This is a genomic window from Cellulomonas sp. P24 (assembly GCF_024704385.1).
Classification (GTDB): domain Bacteria; phylum Actinomycetota; class Actinomycetes; order Actinomycetales; family Cellulomonadaceae; genus JAJDFX01.
Genome location: NZ_JAJDFX010000002.1, coordinates 3,319,607 through 3,334,104 on the forward strand (window position 1 = coordinate 3,319,607; position 14,498 = coordinate 3,334,104).

Sequence of the window (14,498 nt, forward strand, 5' to 3'; positions counted from 1 at the left end):
CGAGTGATGTCCCGTTCCCACGGCCCGGCGCCCCACGCGTCGACCGCTCGGACGGCGGTCCGCGCCGTGAAGGCCGGCGCGGCCTGGCTCCGCGGGACGCGGATCGGTCGCGCGAACGCCCGGTTCGGGGCGGCGGGTGGTGGAGTCCTCACCGGCGGCATCGCGTACAGCGCGGTGTTCTCCGTCGCTGCTGCGCTCACGATCGGGTTCACGATCTTCACCGCCGTCCTCGGCGGCGATCACGCGCTCCGGGCCCGGGTCCTGGCGACGGTGTCGTCGTCGCTGCCCGGGCTGGTCGACACCGGGGACGGAGAGGGAGCGATCTCGCCACAGTCGCTGACCCTGTCGACCGGGTTCACCGTCGCCGGGGTGGTGGCGGTGGTTGTCCTCGTGGTGAGCGCGATCTCGTGGATGGCGGCGCTCCGGGTGGGGTTGCGGGCGATGTTCGGCCTTCCCACCGACGCGGGGAACGTCGTCGTCGGGAAGCTGCGCGAGGTCGCGGGCCTGGCGGCGCTGTCTCTCGCCGTCGTGGTGTCCGCGACGGTGAGCCTCGTCGTCACGGGTGCTGTGCAGTGGGCACTCGGTGCGCTCGGGCTGAGTGCCGATGCCGCAGGGATCGTGGTGGCGGTGGGCGTCGTGACCTCGTTGGTGGTGGACGGGCTCACCTTCGCCCTCCTCGTGGTGGTGCTGGCGGGCGTCCGTCCGCCGCGCCGCGACCTGGTCAGCGGCGCACTGATCGCCGGCGCGGCCCTCGGTGTCGTCCGTCACCTGGGGACGGCGGTGGTCGCCGGTGCCGCCGGCCGCAACGCGCTCCTGGCGTCGTACGCCGCGATCGTGACCCTCCTGGTCTGGGTGAACCTCGTCTCCCGCATCGTCCTGCTGTCCGCCGCCTGGATCGCCAACCCCCTCTCCCCCCGCCAAGTGGAGCGAAGTGCGAGTGACTCGCGGGCGTGTCGTGACGGAACGCTCCACTTGACGGAGGCGCGGACGTACGGACGGGGACGTTCGTCCGAACGGGCAGACGGGCGGCTCGGTGAGCCGGGGCGTGCTGAAGCGTCCACAGGGTGCAGGGCGGGATGGTCGTCTGCACCTGACGGGTGCGGGGTTCGCCGGAGCCCGCCGGATCCGACTTGTCTCGTCTCATGCCCGTCGCCGACGATCCTGGCCGTCCCGCTACCGCCTCGCTCGAGGTGCCGTGGCTCCTGAGGACCGCGCAGCTCGGCGCGCACCGCGTCAGCAGGGCTGCCGCCACCCGCGGAGAGCTGGTGTCGATGATGCACGGCATCTGGGGGCTGCCCGGGGTCCTGGCGTCGGACGCCGATGCGCGGATCGCAGCGGCGGCGCTCAGGCTGGTCCCGGACTGCGTGATCGGGGGGTGGGCGGCTGCGCGGCTGTTCGAGCGTGCGGCCGACCCGGACAGCGAGGCGACGGTCTTCACCGGCGAGGCGTGGTACGAGCATCGCGCGCAGGACCGGCGGGACCTCGGCGAGACCGCATGCGCCCGGGTGATGGTCTGCGCCCCGCGGGCCGCGAGGCTGCGGCCCGGTGAGCATGTGCGAGTTTTCCGTAGCGTCGTGCGGGCGGACGAGTGGACCGTGGTCGACGGCATCCCGGTCACGACGCCGGTGCGGACGGCGTTCGACCTGGCACGGCTGTGGCGCGAGCCCGCCGCGGTCGTCGCGCTCGATCGGCTGATCCACCTGGGGGTGGTAGATCTCACCGAGATCCGGGCGCTGACCGTTGCGCGGCATCGCTGGCGGGGTCGGCCATCAGCGCTCCAGGTCCTCGACCGGGTGGACGGCGGCGCGGAGTCGCCTCAGGAGAGCGCGCTGCGGATGCTGTGGCTCGACGCGGGCCTGCCGCGTCCGCGATGCAACTCCGTGGTCCGAGACCCGGACGGGGCGTTCGTCGCGCGGGTCGACCTGCTCGATCCCGAGCTCGGGGTTGTCGGGGAGTACGACGGCGCGCACCATGCATCAGCCGAGCGACGGGGTGACGACGCGCGCCGCCAGCAGGCACTCGAAGAGCTCGGTCTCGTCGTCGTGCGTGCGACTGCCACGGACCTCGCGACCGACCAGGCGGCGAGCGCGTGGCAGCGGCGCCTCAGGCGGGCGTACCGCCGTCAACGCGTGCGGCCCGACCACGTCCGACGCTGGCACGTGACCCCGCTCTGACGCCGCCCGGACCTGGACGGCCCGCCCCCACGCACCGCGTCAAGTGGAGCGATGTGCTCGCGACTCGCGGGCGAGTCGGAGCACATCGCTCCACTTGACCGAGGGAAGGGGTCAGAAGGCGCGCGTGATCATCGCGCGCTTGACCTCGGCGATCGCCTTGGTGACCTCGATGCCGCGCGGGCACGCCTCGGTGCAGTTGAAGGTCGTCCGGCAGCGCCAGACGCCCTCCTTGTCGTTGAGGATCTCGAGGCGCTGCTGGGCCCCGTCGTCGCGGCTGTCGAAGATGAACCGGTGCGCGTTGACGATCGCCGCCGGGCCGAAGTACTGCCCGTCGGTCCAGAACACGGGGCACGACGACGTGCACGCCGCGCACAGGATGCACTTGGTCGTGTCGTCGAACCGCTCCCGCTCGGCCGCGGACTGCAGGCGCTCACGGGACGGCTCGTTCCCGGTGGTGATGAGGAACGGCATGACCTCGCGGAACGACGCGAAGAACGGCTCCATGTCGACCACGAGGTCCTTGATGACCGGCAGGCCCTTGATCGGCTCGATCGTGATCGGCTTGTCGGGGTTCAGGTCCTTGAGGAGCGACTTGCAGGCCAGGCGGTTGCGTCCGTTGATGCGCATCGCGTCCGAGCCGCACACGCCGTGGGCGCACGAACGCCGGAATGTGACGGAACCGTCGAGGTCCCACTTGACCTTGTGCAGCGCGTCGAGCAACCGGTCGGTGCCGTGGACCGAGACCGTGAACTCCTGCCAGTACGACTCGCCTCCGTGCGTCTCGGGGGAGAAGCGGCGGATCCGCAGGGTCACGTCGAACGAGGGCACGGCACCGATCTCGGGCGCCGCGCCGGCGGACACGTCGGGAAGAGTCGCAGTCATCAGTACTTACGCTCCATCGGCTCGTAGCGGGTCATGGTCACCGGCTTGAAGCCGAGGACGACGTCGAACGTGCCAGGGGCGGCAGCCCCAGGCCCTCCGACCGTCGCGGGGGTGGTCTCGGCGTTCCCCGCCCGCGTCGCGCCGGCCCGTCGACGGTAGGCCATCGTGTGCTTCATGAAGCCCGCGTCGTCGCGCTTCGGGAAGTCCTCCCGGAAGTGCCCCCCGCGTGACTCCTCGCGCGCGAGGGCCCCGACGACGACGACCTCGGCGATGTCGAGGAGGAAGCCGAGCTCCAGCGCCTCGAGGAGATCCGTGTTGAACTGCCGGCTCTTGTCCTGGACCGACACGTTCCGGTAGCGCTCCTGCAGGGCGCGGACATCCGCGAGCGCGGTCGTGAGCGACTCGGCGGTGCGGAAGACCTGTGCGTTCGTGTCCATCGTCTCCTGCAGTGCGCGCCGGAGGTCGGCCACGCTCTCGCCGTCGGCCCGGTCGCGCATCTCCTCGAGCTCCGCGACGACGCCGTTCTGCGCCTGCTCGGGGAGCTCCAGCCAGTCGGCGCCGGAGGCGTAGGCGGCGGCGGCGATGCCGGCCCGCTTGCCGAACACGTTGATGTCGAGCAGGGAGTTGGTGCCGAGCCGGTTCGACCCGTGCACCGACACGCACGCCACCTCACCCGCAGCGAACAGGCCCCGCACCGTGTCCGTGTTGTTGCGCAGGACCTCGGTCTCGACGTTGGTGGGCACCCCGCCCATCGCGTAGTGCGCGGTGGGGTACACCGGGATGGGCTCGGTGTACGGCTCGATCCCGAGGTACGTCCGGGCGAAGTCGGTGATGTCCGGGAGCTTCGCGTCGATGTGCGCGGGCTCGAGGTGCGTCAGGTCGAGGAGGACGTAGTCCTTGTTCGGGCCGCAGCCGCGTCCGGCACGAACTTCGTTCGCCATCGACCGGGCGACGATGTCTCGCGGCGCGAGGTCCTTGATCGTCGGGGCGTAGCGCTCCATGAAGCGCTCGCCCTCGCTGTTCCGCAGGATTGCGCCCTCACCGCGGGCGGCCTCGGAGAGCAGGATGCCGAGCCCGGCGAGACCTGTCGGGTGGAACTGGAAGAACTCCATGTCCTCGAGCGGCACCCCGCGCCGGTAGGCGAGCGCCATGCCGTCACCGGTGAGGGTGTGCGCGTTGGAGGTCGTCTTGAAGATCTTCCCGGCGCCGCCGGTCGCCAGGACGACGGACTTCGCGCGGAACAGGTGGATCTCGCCGGTCGCGAGCTCGTACGCCACGACACCCGAGACGGCGACGTCGGCGCCGTCGTCGATCCCACCGGCGGTGAGGTCCTCGGTGAGGAGGAGGTCCAGCACGTAGAACTCGTTGAAGAACTCGACGTCCTGCTTGACGCACTGCTGGTAGAGCGTCTGCAGGATCATGTGCCCGGTGCGGTCCGCCGCGTAGCACGACCGGCGGACGGCAGCCTCACCGTGGTTGCGGGTGTGCCCACCGAACCGGCGCTGGTCGATCTTGCCCTCGGGCGTGCGGTTGAACGGCAGGCCCATCCGCTCGAGGTCGAGGACGGCGCCGATCGCCTCCTTCGCCATGATCTCGGCGGCGTCCTGGTCGACGAGGTAGTCGCCGCCCTTGACGGTGTCGAAGGTGTGCCACTCCCAGTTGTCCTCCTCGACGTTCGCGAGGGCAGCGCACATCCCGCCCTGCGCGGCGCCGGTGTGGGAACGCGTCGGGTAGAGCTTGGAGATGACGGCGGTCCGGGTACGGGTGGACGACTCGAGCGCAGCGCGCATGCCCGCACCTCCCGCCCCCACGATGACGACGTCGTACTGGTGGGTCTGCATCGGGGTCGATGCCTCCTGTGTGGCGAGAGGTCGGACGGGGCGGGCTACGGAGACGGTGCGGCGGTCAGCGCGGGCAGAACGAGGGCAGCAGGTCGGCCGGGCTGCCGGTCGGGCACGGGTTGAACGTGAAGATCACGAGGGTGCCGAGGATCACGGTGAAGGCGAACGCCACGTACAGGGCGATCTTCAGCGCGAGGCGCAGGCCGTCCCGCTCGGCGTAGTCGTTGATGATCGTGCGGACGCCGTTGGTGCCGTGGATCATCGCGAGCCAGAGCATCGCGAGGTCCCAGACCTGCCAGCGGAGGTCGGCCCACTTGCCGGCGACGAAACCGAAGTCGATCGCCTTGACGCCCTGCCCGGACATGAGGTTGACGAACAGGTGGCCGAAGATCAGGACGACCAGGATGACGCCCGACCCACGCATGAACGCCCAGCCGTACAGCTCGAAGTTGCCGCGCGTGGTCCTGCGACGCCGGTAGGGGTCGCGAGGGGCGGGGAGGCGCGGCGAGGTGGTCGTCTCGGTGCTCATCAGTTGCCCCCGAACACGTTCGAGAGCTGACGTGGCAGGAACCCGGCCATCGTCACGACGAACAGGCCGATCACGATCCAGAGCATGACCTTCTGGTACTTCGGGCCCTTCGCCCAGAAGTCGACGAGCACGATGCGCAGGCCGTTGAAGGCGTGGAACGTGATCGCGGCGACCAGGCCGGCCTCGCCGAGCCCCATGACGGGGTTCTTGTACGTGCCGATGACCGCGTTGTACGTCTCCGGCGACACCCGGACCAGCGACGTGTCGAGGACGTGGACGAGGAGGAAGAAGAAGATCAGGACGCCGGTCACGCGATGCGCGACCCACGACCACATGCCTTCTCGGCCTCGGTAGAGCGTGCCAGCCGGTGCAGTGGGCACTTGGGGGGCCTCCTGGCGAATGGGGCGGATAGGACGACGCCGTCCTCTGCGCGTCCACTCTAGTGACTTTGGTCCCCCCTTTGCCGCACCGGATCGTCGCGTGTGCGGTCAACGCGACGCATTGTGATGAACCCCACACATGGAGCGTGGCCACCGGTCGATCCCTGTCTGCCGTCGAGGTGAGGCGTCACCCCGTAGCCTGGCTCCATGCCTTCCTCGATCCCCGGCTTCCACGTCGTCATCCCCGCCGGTGGTGCCGGAACACGCCTGTGGCCCCTGTCTCGCGCCGGGCACCCGAAGTTCCTGCACGACCTCACTGGGTCCGGGCGCACCCTGCTCCAGCAGACGGTGGACCGGCTCCTGCCCCTCACGGGCGCGGGCGGCGTGATGGTCGTGACCGGTGAGCGGCACGTCGACGCGGTGCGCGGGCAGGTCCCGGAGATCGACGCGAGCGACGTGCTCGCCGAGCCGTCTCCGCGGGACTCGATGGCGGCGATCGGGCTTGCGGCGGCGGTGCTCGCCCACCGACACGGTGACGTCGTGGTCGGCTCGTTCGCCGCCGACCACGTCATCGACGGGACCGAGCTCTTCGAGAGCGCGATCCGCGAGGGCGTCGCCGCCGCGCAGGCCGGCTACGTCGTGACGATCGGGATCGCGGCGACGGGGCCGTCGACGGCCTTCGGCTACGTGCGCAGCGGGGAACTCCTCGGCATCGACGGCGGTCCGGGCGTCCGGCTCGCCGCGGGCTTCACGGAGAAGCCCGACGAGCAGACCGCGGCCGAGTACCTCGCGACCGGCGAGTACCGGTGGAACGCGGGGATGTTCCTCGTGCGCGCCGAGGTCCTGCTCGGTCACCTGGCCGTCCAGCTCCCGACGCTGCACGACGGGCTCCGGGCGATCGCCGCGGCGTGGGACACGCCCGACCGCGAGGCGGTGCTGGCGGACCGGTGGCCGACGCTGCCGAAGATCGCGATCGACCACGCGATCGCGGAGCCGGTGGCTGCTGCCGGCGGGGTCGCCGTGGTGCCGGGTGACTTCGGCTGGGACGACGTCGGCGACTTCGCGTCGCTGGCCTCACTCCTCCCCGGTACGGACGACGGCGCCCACGTCCTCGGCGCTGGCGCGCTCGCCTCGCTCGTCGACTCCCCGCGCGCCCTGGTGGTGACCGCCGCGGGGCGGCAGGTCGCCGTCCTGGGGCTGCCTGACGCCGTCGTCGTCGACACCCCCGACGCCCTGCTGGTCACGACGCTCGCGCATGCGCAGCAGGTCAAGTCCGTCGTCGACCGGCTGCGGACCGAGGGGCGGGTCGAGCTCCTGTGACGCACCCCGTCGACGACACCGGGGACGCGCGGGGAGCTGGCGACGACGCGGCCCTTCTCGCGCGGCTGGCGACGTCGGCGGCTGAGCTCCGACGGGAGCTGATCGAGATCCGGCGCGACCTCCACGCGCATCCCGAGCTCGCGCGGACCGAGCTGCGGACCACCGCGGTCGTCGCGGACAGGCTGCGGGAGGCGGGGCTCTCGCCGCGGCTGCTCCCGGGGAGCGGGCTCGTGTGCGACATCGGCCCCGGGTCGACCGACTCCGGGCGGCTCCGCGTCGCGCTGCGTGCGGACCTCGACGCCCTCCCTCTCCTCGAGACGTCGGGTGTGCCCTGGGCCTCGACGCACCCCGGCGTCGCGCACGCGTGCGGTCACGACGTCCACACGACCGCGGTGCTCGGGGCAGGGCTCGTCCTCGCCGGGCTGGCGGCGGACGGACTCCTGCCGACGGGGGTGCGGCTGATCTTCCAGCCCGCCGAGGAGGTCCAGCCCGGCGGGTCGCTCGACGTGATCGCCGCCGGGGGGCTCGATGGTGTGAGCCAGGTGTACGCGCTGCACTGCGACCCGAAGGTCGATGTGGGGCAGGTCGGCACCCGGATCGGCCCGATCACGTCGGCATCGGACGAGGTCGCGGTCACGGTGACGAGCGGCGGTGGGCACACGTCCCGCCCGCACCTCACCGGTGACGTGGTGTTCGCCCTCGGTCAGGTGATCACCCAGGTCCCGGCCGTGCTCGGGCGGCGCCTGGACCCGCGGTCCGGGGTGAACCTCACGTGGGGTGCGGTGCAGTCGGGGACGGCGCACAACGCGATCCCGTCGACGGGCACCGTGCGCGGGACGCTGCGGTGCCTCGACGTGCGTGCGTGGGAGCGCGCGTCGCAGGTCTTCCACGACGCCGTCGAGCAGGTCGTCGCGCCGTACGACGTCGAGGTCGAGGTGCGGCACCACCGCGGCGTGCCGCCGGTCGAGAACGACGAGCACGCGACCGGCGTGCTCGAGGCCGCGGCGCGGGACGTCCTCGGGCCGGGATCGGTGCTGCTGACGGAGCAGTCGCTCGGCGGCGAGGACTTCGCCTGGTACCTCACCCGGGTGCCGGGCGCGTTGGCACGGCTCGGCACGCGGACGCCCGGCGGGCGGACCTTCGACATCCACCAGGGCAACCTCGAGATCGACGAGCAGGCGATCGAGCTGGCGGTCCTGCTGCTGGCCAGGAGCGCTCTGCTCGCGGGTGCTGTCCCGAGCACCGGGACGGCGCGTCCCAGCGGTCGGTCCAACATTCCGACTGCATAACGAACGGTGGACAAACGCCCCCACCGCAACACATCGGACACACAGCGCTGACTAGTGTTCGCAGCATGCGAGCTGGGACGACGCCGCAGGTCGCAGGGGTTGTGCTCACCCTGCCACCGGTCGGCGCCCACCTCTCGGTCGACCATCGATGAACCAGGAGTTCTACGTGAAGAACATCATTCGTACGGCGGCATTCGCCGGGATCGCGGCGCTCGCGCTCGCAGCCTGTGGCAGCGCCCCGAGCACGACCACCCCGTCGGGGACGACCGGCAGCACGTCGAGCGCCGCTGCCGTGAACTACAAGGCGTGCATGGTCTCGGACGCCGGCGGCTTCCACGACAAGTCGTTCAACCAGTCGGGTGCCGAGGGCCTCGACAAGGCGAAGGCCGACCTCGGCATCACCGAGGTCAAGGTGGAGTCGACCGCATCGACCGACTTCACGCCGAACATCGACAACCTCGTCTCGCAGAACTGCAACCTGATCATCGGCGTCGGCTTCAACCTCGCCGGCGCGATCCAGACTGCCGCCAACGCGAACCCGAGCATCGACTTCGCGCTCGTCGACAGCGCCTTCTCCGACGCGGACTTCAAGCCGGTGACGTTGAAGAACGGCAAGCCCCTGCTCTTCAACACGCAGGAGGCCTCGTTCCTCGCGGGCTACGTCGCCGCGGGCATGACGAAGACCGGCAAGGTCGCGACGTTCGGCGGCATGCAGCTCCCGTCCGTCACGATCTTCATGGACGGCTTCTCCGACGGCATCGACCAGTACAACAAGGACAACGGGACGACCGTGAAGCTCCTCGGCTGGGACAAGGCCGCGCAGACCGGCTCGTTCACGGGTGACTTCGACAACCAGGCCAACGGCCAGAACCTCGCCAAGGGCTTCATCGACCAGGGCGCCGACATCATCATGCCGGTCGCCGGTCCGGTCGGCCTGGGCGCCGCGGCTGCTGCCAAGGCTGCGGGCAACGTCGAGATCATCGGCGTCGACGCCGACTGGTACAACACGGCTCCGGAGTACAAGGACATCGTCCTGACCTCGGTCATCAAGGAGATCGGCCAGTCGGTCTACGACACCGTCAAGCAGGGCATGGAGGGCAAGTACACCTCGGAGCCCTACGTCGGGACGCTCGCGAACGGCGGGATCAGCATCGCGCCGTTCCACGACTTCGACTCGAAGGTCCCGGCTGCGCTGAAGACCAAGGTCGACGAGCTCAAGAAGTCGATCATCGACGGCACCCTCAAGGTCACGTCGGTCAGCTCCAACTGACCCTCTCGACCCACTGCTGGACCGGCGCGGGGACGCGCTGACCAGCCACGTGACACAACTGCGTGAACCGATGGCCCGGGCAGGTCACCTGCCCGGGCCATCGGTCCGTGGGGTGCCGTGCCACCGGCCTCCCGCCCGGCTAGTGTGCAGCGACGGAACATGACGAAGGAGCAGTGCCGCGTGAAGCTCGAACTGCGGGGTATCACCAAACGCTTCGGCAGCCTGGTGGCGAACGACCACATCGACCTGGTGGTCGAGCCGGGCGAGATCCATGCACTCCTCGGGGAGAACGGTGCCGGGAAGAGCACGTTGATGAACGTGCTCTACGGCCTGTACGACCCCGACGAGGGCCAGGTGCTCATCGACGACGCACCGGTGACGTTCGCCGGTCCGGGTGACGCCATGGCGGCCGGCATCGGCATGGTGCACCAGCACTTCATGCTCGTGCCCGTGTTCACGGTCGCCGAGAACGTCGTGCTCGGGCACGAGCCGGTCCGTGGCGCACGGATGATCGACCTGCCGCGCGCGCGTCGGCTCGTCCGCGAGATCTCCGACCGTTTCGGGTTCGACGTCGACCCCGACGCGCTGATCGAGAACCTCCCGGTCGGTGCCCAGCAGCGCGTCGAGATCATCAAGGCGCTGTCGCGTGACGCGAACGTCCTGATCCTCGACGAGCCGACGGCTGTCCTCACCCCGCAGGAGACCGACGAGCTGATCGGCATCATGCGCCAGCTCAAGGAGGCGGGGACGTCGATCGTCTTCATCACCCACAAGCTGCGCGAGGTCCGGGCCGTCGCCGACGTCATCACCGTGATCCGGCGCGGGAAGGTCGTCGGCAGCGCGCCGCCGTCCGCACCGGAGACCGAGCTCGCATCGCTCATGGTCGGGCGGTCCGTCGACCTCGGCGTCACCAAGACGCCCGCGGAGCCCGGCGACGCCGCCCTGCGGGTGGCGGGACTGTCCGTGATCGACCATGCCGGTGTCCTGCAGCTCGACGACGTGACGTTCGAGATCGCCCGTGGCGAGATCCTCGCGGTCGCCGGGGTCCAGGGCAACGGCCAGACGGAGCTCGCGGGGGCCATCCTGGGTCTCCAGAAGCCCGTCGCCGGCTCGATCCTGCTCGACGGCACCGAGCTGGTCGGCACGGACGTGCGGGAGACCCTGCACGCAGGTGTCGGCTACATCCCCGAGGACCGATCCGACGACGGCATCATCGCGCCGTTCTCCGTCGCCGAGAACCTCATCCTCGACCTGCACGACCAGCCGCCGTTCGCCCACGGCATCTCGCTCGACCCGGCGAAGGTCGCGGCGAGCGCGGAGCGCACGGTCGAGGAGTTCGACGTCCGGCTGACCTCGATCCAGGACCCGATCAGCACGCTCTCGGGTGGCAACCAGCAGAAGGTCGTTCTCGCGCGTGAGCTGTCACGCCCGTTGCGGCTGCTCATCGCGTCCCAACCGACCCGGGGGCTCGACGTCGGGTCGATCGAGTTCGTCCACAAGCGCATCATCGCGGAGCGGGACAAGGGCACCCCGGTGCTGCTGATCTCGACCGAGCTCGACGAGGTCCTCGCCGTCGCGGACCGGATCCTCGTGCTGTACCGAGGTCGGATCGTCGGCATCGTGCCGCAGAAGACCGACCGCGACGTGCTGGGCCTCATGCTCGCAGGCGTCCCGCTCGAGGAGGCCCGTGTCCAGGCGGCCGAGCACCACACGGCCCTCGGCGCTGCCGACATCCACGCCACCGAGGAGGAGCTCTCGTGAGCGACACTGCACCTGCACCCGCACCCGCACCCGCACCCGTTGCCGCGCCCGGGGACGAGGCGCCTGAGCCGTCTCGGACCGAGACGATCCTGCGCGAGATGCTGGCGAGCAGCTGGCTCGTCACGACCCTGGCGATCGTGCTCGCCCTGGTGATCTCCGGCGTGCTCATCGCCGCGGCGGACACCACCGTGCAGAGCACGGCCACCTACCTGTTCGCCCGGCCGAGCGACTTCCTGTCCGCGACGTGGCACGCGGTCTCGGGTGCGTACGCCGCGCTCTTCCAGGGCTCGATCTTCGACACGAGCGCCCCGACCTTCGTCCGCGCGATCAAGCCGCTCACCGAGACCATGACGGTCGCGGTGCCGATCATCCTCGCGGGCCTCGGGCTCGGGATCGGCTTCCGGGCCGGGATGTTCAACATCGGTGCCCAGGGCCAGATCATCCTGGGTGCGGTGTTCGGGGGCTACATCGGGTTCGCCTTCTCGTTGCCGGTCGGGCTGCACCTGCTCCTCGCGGTGGTGGGGGCCGCGATCGGTGGTGGCCTGTGGGCCGGCATCGCGGGCTTCCTCAAGGCCCGGACCGGTGCCAACGAGGTGATCGTCACGATCATGCTCAACAACATCGCGATCTACCTGATCGGCTACCTGCTGACCACGTCGGCGTTCCAGCGCCCGGGGAGCAACAACCCGATCTCGCCGCCCATCAAGGCCTCTGCGCTGTACCCGAACCTGCTGGGTAGCCAGTTCCGGCTGCATGCGGGCTTCCTCGTGGCGATCGCCGCGACCGTGTTCGTCTGGTGGCTCATGGACCGCTCGACGATCGGGTTCCGGTTCCGGGCCGTGGGTGCCAACTCGAAGGCGGCCCGTACCGCGGGCATCTCGGTGAACGCGAACTACATCTGGGTGATGGTGATCGCCGGGGCGCTGGCCGGTCTTGCCGGGTCGGCGCAGGTCCTCGGGACCGAGAAGGTCCTCTCGATCGACGTCGCGGCGAGCTTCGGCTTCGACGCGATCACCGTCGCGCTGCTCGGACGCTCGAAGCCGTTCGGGACGTTCATGGCGGGGCTGCTCTTCGGCGCGCTGCGCGCCGGCGGGTTCGCGATGCAGGCCCGCACGGGCACCCCGATCGACATCGTCCTCGTCGTGCAGTCGCTGATCGTGCTGTTCATCGCGGCGCCGCCGCTCGTCCGGTCGGTCTTCCGGCTGTCGACGTCCCCAGGGAAGTCCCGGCGATCGCGCCGGACCGTCAAGGAGGTCGCTGCGTGAGCACCGTGACCGCATCGCCGCAGGGCACCGCCGCCCCGTCGTCACCCCGGAGCGCGCCGCTCCCTCCGATCAGCTGGCGCGCGCCGATCGTCTACGGCGCGCTCGGTGTCCTCACGTTCGTGGCGTTCGGCCTGCTGCCTGCCAGCGGGAAGTACACGACGTTCACCTTCTCGACCGGGACGGACTTCTTCTCGATCGCGCCGTTCCGGGTGCCGTCCAAGTCGGCGGCGATCGTGCTGACCGTCATCGCCATGGCCATCGCCGTCGTCTCCTACCTGGCGACCCGGAACCGACGTCACCTGGGAGCCTGGCTCCCGGCCGTCTTCGGGATCGTCGAGGTGCTGGCGCTCCTGACCTGGGCCGTCGCCGGCAAGTCGAACCCGCTCCCGGTGACCGGGCTGCTCGCCGGTTCGCTGTTCCTCGCGACCCCGCTCGTGTTCGGGTCGCTCTCGGGCCTGCTGTGCGAGCACTCAGGGATCATCAACATCGCCATCGAGGGGCAGCTGCTGGCCGGTGCGTTCCTGGCCGCCGTCGTCGGCAGCCTGACCGGCAACGCGTACCTCGGCCTCGTCGCGGCCCCGATCGCCGGGGTGCTGGTGGCCCTCCTGCTGATCCTGTTCGCCGTCAAGTACCGCGTCGACCAGATCATCGTCGGCGTCGTGCTCAACGTGCTGGTCGTCGGGGTCACGAGCTACCTGTTCTCGACGGTGCTCAAGGACAACGCGGCGACGTGGAACTCGCCGCCGCGCCTCGCGACCCTGTCGATCCCGCTGCTCTCCAAGATCCCGATCATCGGGCCGGTGCTGTTCCAGCAGAACGCGCTCGTGTACGTCATGTACGTCGTCGTCATCGTGCTGCAGATCATGCTGTTCCGGAGCCGATGGGGTCTGCGGATGCGGTCGGTCGGCGAGCACCCGCTCGCGGCGGACACGGTGGGGATCAAGGTCAACCGGACCCGCATGCGCAGCACCATGCTCGGCGGGGCCGTGGCCGGCCTGGGTGGCGCGTTCTTCACGGTCGCGGCCGGGCTGGCGTTCGGCAAGGAGATGACCGGCGGCAAGGGGTTCATCGCCCTCGCGGCGATGATCCTCGGACGGTGGAGCCCGAAGGGCGCGGTGGCAGCAGCGCTGCTGTTCGGGTTCTCGGACAACCTCCAGGTGGTCCTGGGGATCATCGGGACGCCGATCCCCAGCCAGATCATGCTGATGACCCCGTATGCGGTGACGATCTTCGCCGTCGCCGGACTCGTCGGCCGGGTGCGCGCGCCCGCGGCCGAGGGAATCCCGTACGTCAAGTGAGCAAGGACGGAGCCACGGTGACCGACACCCCGACGATCGACTGGGACACCCTGCGGACTGCCGCGACGGAGGTGATGGCGCACGCGTACGTGCCGTACTCGAAGTTCCCCGTCGGTGCGGCAGCACTGGTCGACGACGGGCGGGTGATCGTCGGCTGCAATGTCGAGAACGCGTCCTACGGGCTGACGCTGTGCGCCGAGTGCGCCCTCGTGTCGGCGCTGCACGTCTCCGGCGGCGGTCGACTGGTCGCCTTCACGTGCGTCGACGGCCAGGGGAACGCGCTCATGCCGTGCGGACGCTGCCGCCAGCTGCTGTGGGAGCACGGTGGCGCCGACCTGCTCGTCGACTCGGTGAGCGGGATCAAGCCGATGACCGAGGTGCTGCCGGACGCCTTCGGTCCGGACGACCTACGCGACCGGGCATGAGCCGGTCGCGACCCGGTCGCGAGCTGGTCGCGAGCCGGCTGCGACCATGTACGAGCAAGGAGCA

The 14,498-nt window shown here is 70.3% G+C and carries 13 protein-coding genes; 9 read left to right on the forward strand and 4 right to left on the reverse strand.

Going from position 1 to position 14,498, the window contains the following annotated elements; translation table 11 throughout:
- The first annotated feature begins 6 nt into the window (after nt 1-6).
- Both LJB74_RS15625 and LJB74_RS15630 read left to right on the forward strand, forming a co-directional pair.
- On the forward strand, nt 7-1,206 hold the full coding sequence (locus LJB74_RS15625) for a YihY/virulence factor BrkB family protein (protein WP_259309414.1): 1,200 nt from the start codon (nt 7-9) through the stop codon (nt 1,204-1,206).
- Nucleotides 1,191-2,174 (forward strand): endonuclease domain-containing protein, encoded by a 984-nt coding sequence (locus tag LJB74_RS15630; RefSeq protein WP_259309415.1) that lies wholly within the window; start codon nt 1,191-1,193, stop codon nt 2,172-2,174. The genes LJB74_RS15625 and LJB74_RS15630 overlap by 16 nt, the downstream gene beginning before the upstream one ends.
- A gap of 111 nt (nt 2,175-2,285) precedes the next feature.
- Here the strand turns inward: LJB74_RS15630 and LJB74_RS15635 are convergent, their stop codons facing one another.
- The 4 genes from LJB74_RS15635 to sdhC all read right to left on the reverse strand — a co-directional run bounded on the left by LJB74_RS15635 (nt 2,286) and on the right by sdhC (nt 5,806).
- Nucleotides 2,286-3,056, reverse strand: a complete 771-nt coding sequence (locus LJB74_RS15635) for a succinate dehydrogenase iron-sulfur subunit (protein WP_259309416.1) — start codon at nt 3,054-3,056, stop codon at nt 2,286-2,288.
- A complete protein-coding gene (sdhA, locus tag LJB74_RS15640; RefSeq protein ID WP_259309417.1) occupies nt 3,056-4,897 on the reverse strand; it encodes a succinate dehydrogenase flavoprotein subunit in 1,842 nt (613 codons plus the stop codon). Before sdhA ends, LJB74_RS15635 begins: the two co-directional genes overlap by 1 nt.
- 64 nt (nt 4,898-4,961) lie before the next feature.
- Complete coding sequence (locus tag LJB74_RS15645; protein ID WP_259309418.1) at nt 4,962-5,426, reverse strand: succinate dehydrogenase hydrophobic membrane anchor subunit; 465 nt, start codon at nt 5,424-5,426, stop codon at nt 4,962-4,964.
- Nucleotides 5,426-5,806 (reverse strand): succinate dehydrogenase, cytochrome b556 subunit, encoded by a 381-nt coding sequence (sdhC, locus tag LJB74_RS15650; RefSeq protein ID WP_259309419.1) that lies wholly within the window; start codon nt 5,804-5,806, stop codon nt 5,426-5,428. Before sdhC ends, LJB74_RS15645 begins: the two co-directional genes overlap by 1 nt.
- Nucleotides 5,807-6,013: 207 nt before the next feature.
- Between sdhC and LJB74_RS15655 the strand changes: the two genes are divergently transcribed.
- The 7 genes from LJB74_RS15655 to LJB74_RS15685 all read left to right on the forward strand — a co-directional run bounded on the left by LJB74_RS15655 (nt 6,014) and on the right by LJB74_RS15685 (nt 14,434).
- Nucleotides 6,014-7,126 carry a mannose-1-phosphate guanylyltransferase gene (locus tag LJB74_RS15655; protein ID WP_259309420.1) on the forward strand — a complete coding sequence of 371 codons (1,113 nt, stop codon included), beginning with the start codon at nt 6,014-6,016 and terminating at the stop codon, nt 7,124-7,126.
- Nucleotides 7,123-8,415, forward strand: coding sequence for an amidohydrolase (locus LJB74_RS15660; protein ID WP_259309421.1), 1,293 nt, complete (start codon nt 7,123-7,125; stop codon nt 8,413-8,415). The genes LJB74_RS15655 and LJB74_RS15660 overlap by 4 nt, the downstream gene beginning before the upstream one ends.
- Nucleotides 8,416-8,563: 148 nt before the next feature.
- On the forward strand, nt 8,564-9,685 hold the full coding sequence (locus tag LJB74_RS15665; RefSeq protein WP_259309422.1) for a BMP family protein: 1,122 nt from the start codon (nt 8,564-8,566) through the stop codon (nt 9,683-9,685).
- Between the two features lie 180 nt (nt 9,686-9,865).
- Complete coding sequence (locus LJB74_RS15670) at nt 9,866-11,446, forward strand: ABC transporter ATP-binding protein (protein ID WP_259309423.1); 1,581 nt, start codon at nt 9,866-9,868, stop codon at nt 11,444-11,446.
- Nucleotides 11,443-12,711, forward strand: coding sequence for an ABC transporter permease (locus LJB74_RS15675; protein WP_396125180.1), 1,269 nt, complete (start codon nt 11,443-11,445; stop codon nt 12,709-12,711). The genes LJB74_RS15670 and LJB74_RS15675 overlap by 4 nt, the downstream gene beginning before the upstream one ends.
- Nucleotides 12,708-14,009: an ABC transporter permease gene (locus LJB74_RS15680; RefSeq protein WP_396125181.1), complete on the forward strand. Its 1,302-nt coding sequence runs from the start codon at nt 12,708-12,710 to the stop codon at nt 14,007-14,009. The genes LJB74_RS15675 and LJB74_RS15680 overlap by 4 nt, the downstream gene beginning before the upstream one ends.
- Entirely contained in the window at nt 14,006-14,434 is a 429-nt protein-coding gene (locus LJB74_RS15685) for a cytidine deaminase (RefSeq protein WP_259309424.1), read from the forward strand. The genes LJB74_RS15680 and LJB74_RS15685 overlap by 4 nt, the downstream gene beginning before the upstream one ends.
- Nucleotides 14,435-14,498: the final 64 nt, after the last annotated feature.

Coding starts and splice junctions, on each gene's coding strand:
- LJB74_RS15625 (WP_259309414.1), top strand. CDS start 7: ATGTCCCGTTCCCACGGCCCGGCGCCCCACGCGTCGACCGCTCGGACG.
- LJB74_RS15635 (WP_259309416.1), bottom strand. CDS start 3,056: ATGACTGCGACTCTTCCCGACGTGTCCGCCGGCGCGGCGCCCGAGATC.
- sdhA (WP_259309417.1), bottom strand. CDS start 4,897: ATGCAGACCCACCAGTACGACGTCGTCATCGTGGGGGCGGGAGGTGCG.
- LJB74_RS15645 (WP_259309418.1), bottom strand. CDS start 5,426: ATGAGCACCGAGACGACCACCTCGCCGCGCCTCCCCGCCCCTCGCGAC.
- LJB74_RS15655 (WP_259309420.1), top strand. CDS start 6,014: ATGCCTTCCTCGATCCCCGGCTTCCACGTCGTCATCCCCGCCGGTGGT.
- LJB74_RS15665 (WP_259309422.1), top strand. CDS start 8,564: ATGAACCAGGAGTTCTACGTGAAGAACATCATTCGTACGGCGGCATTC.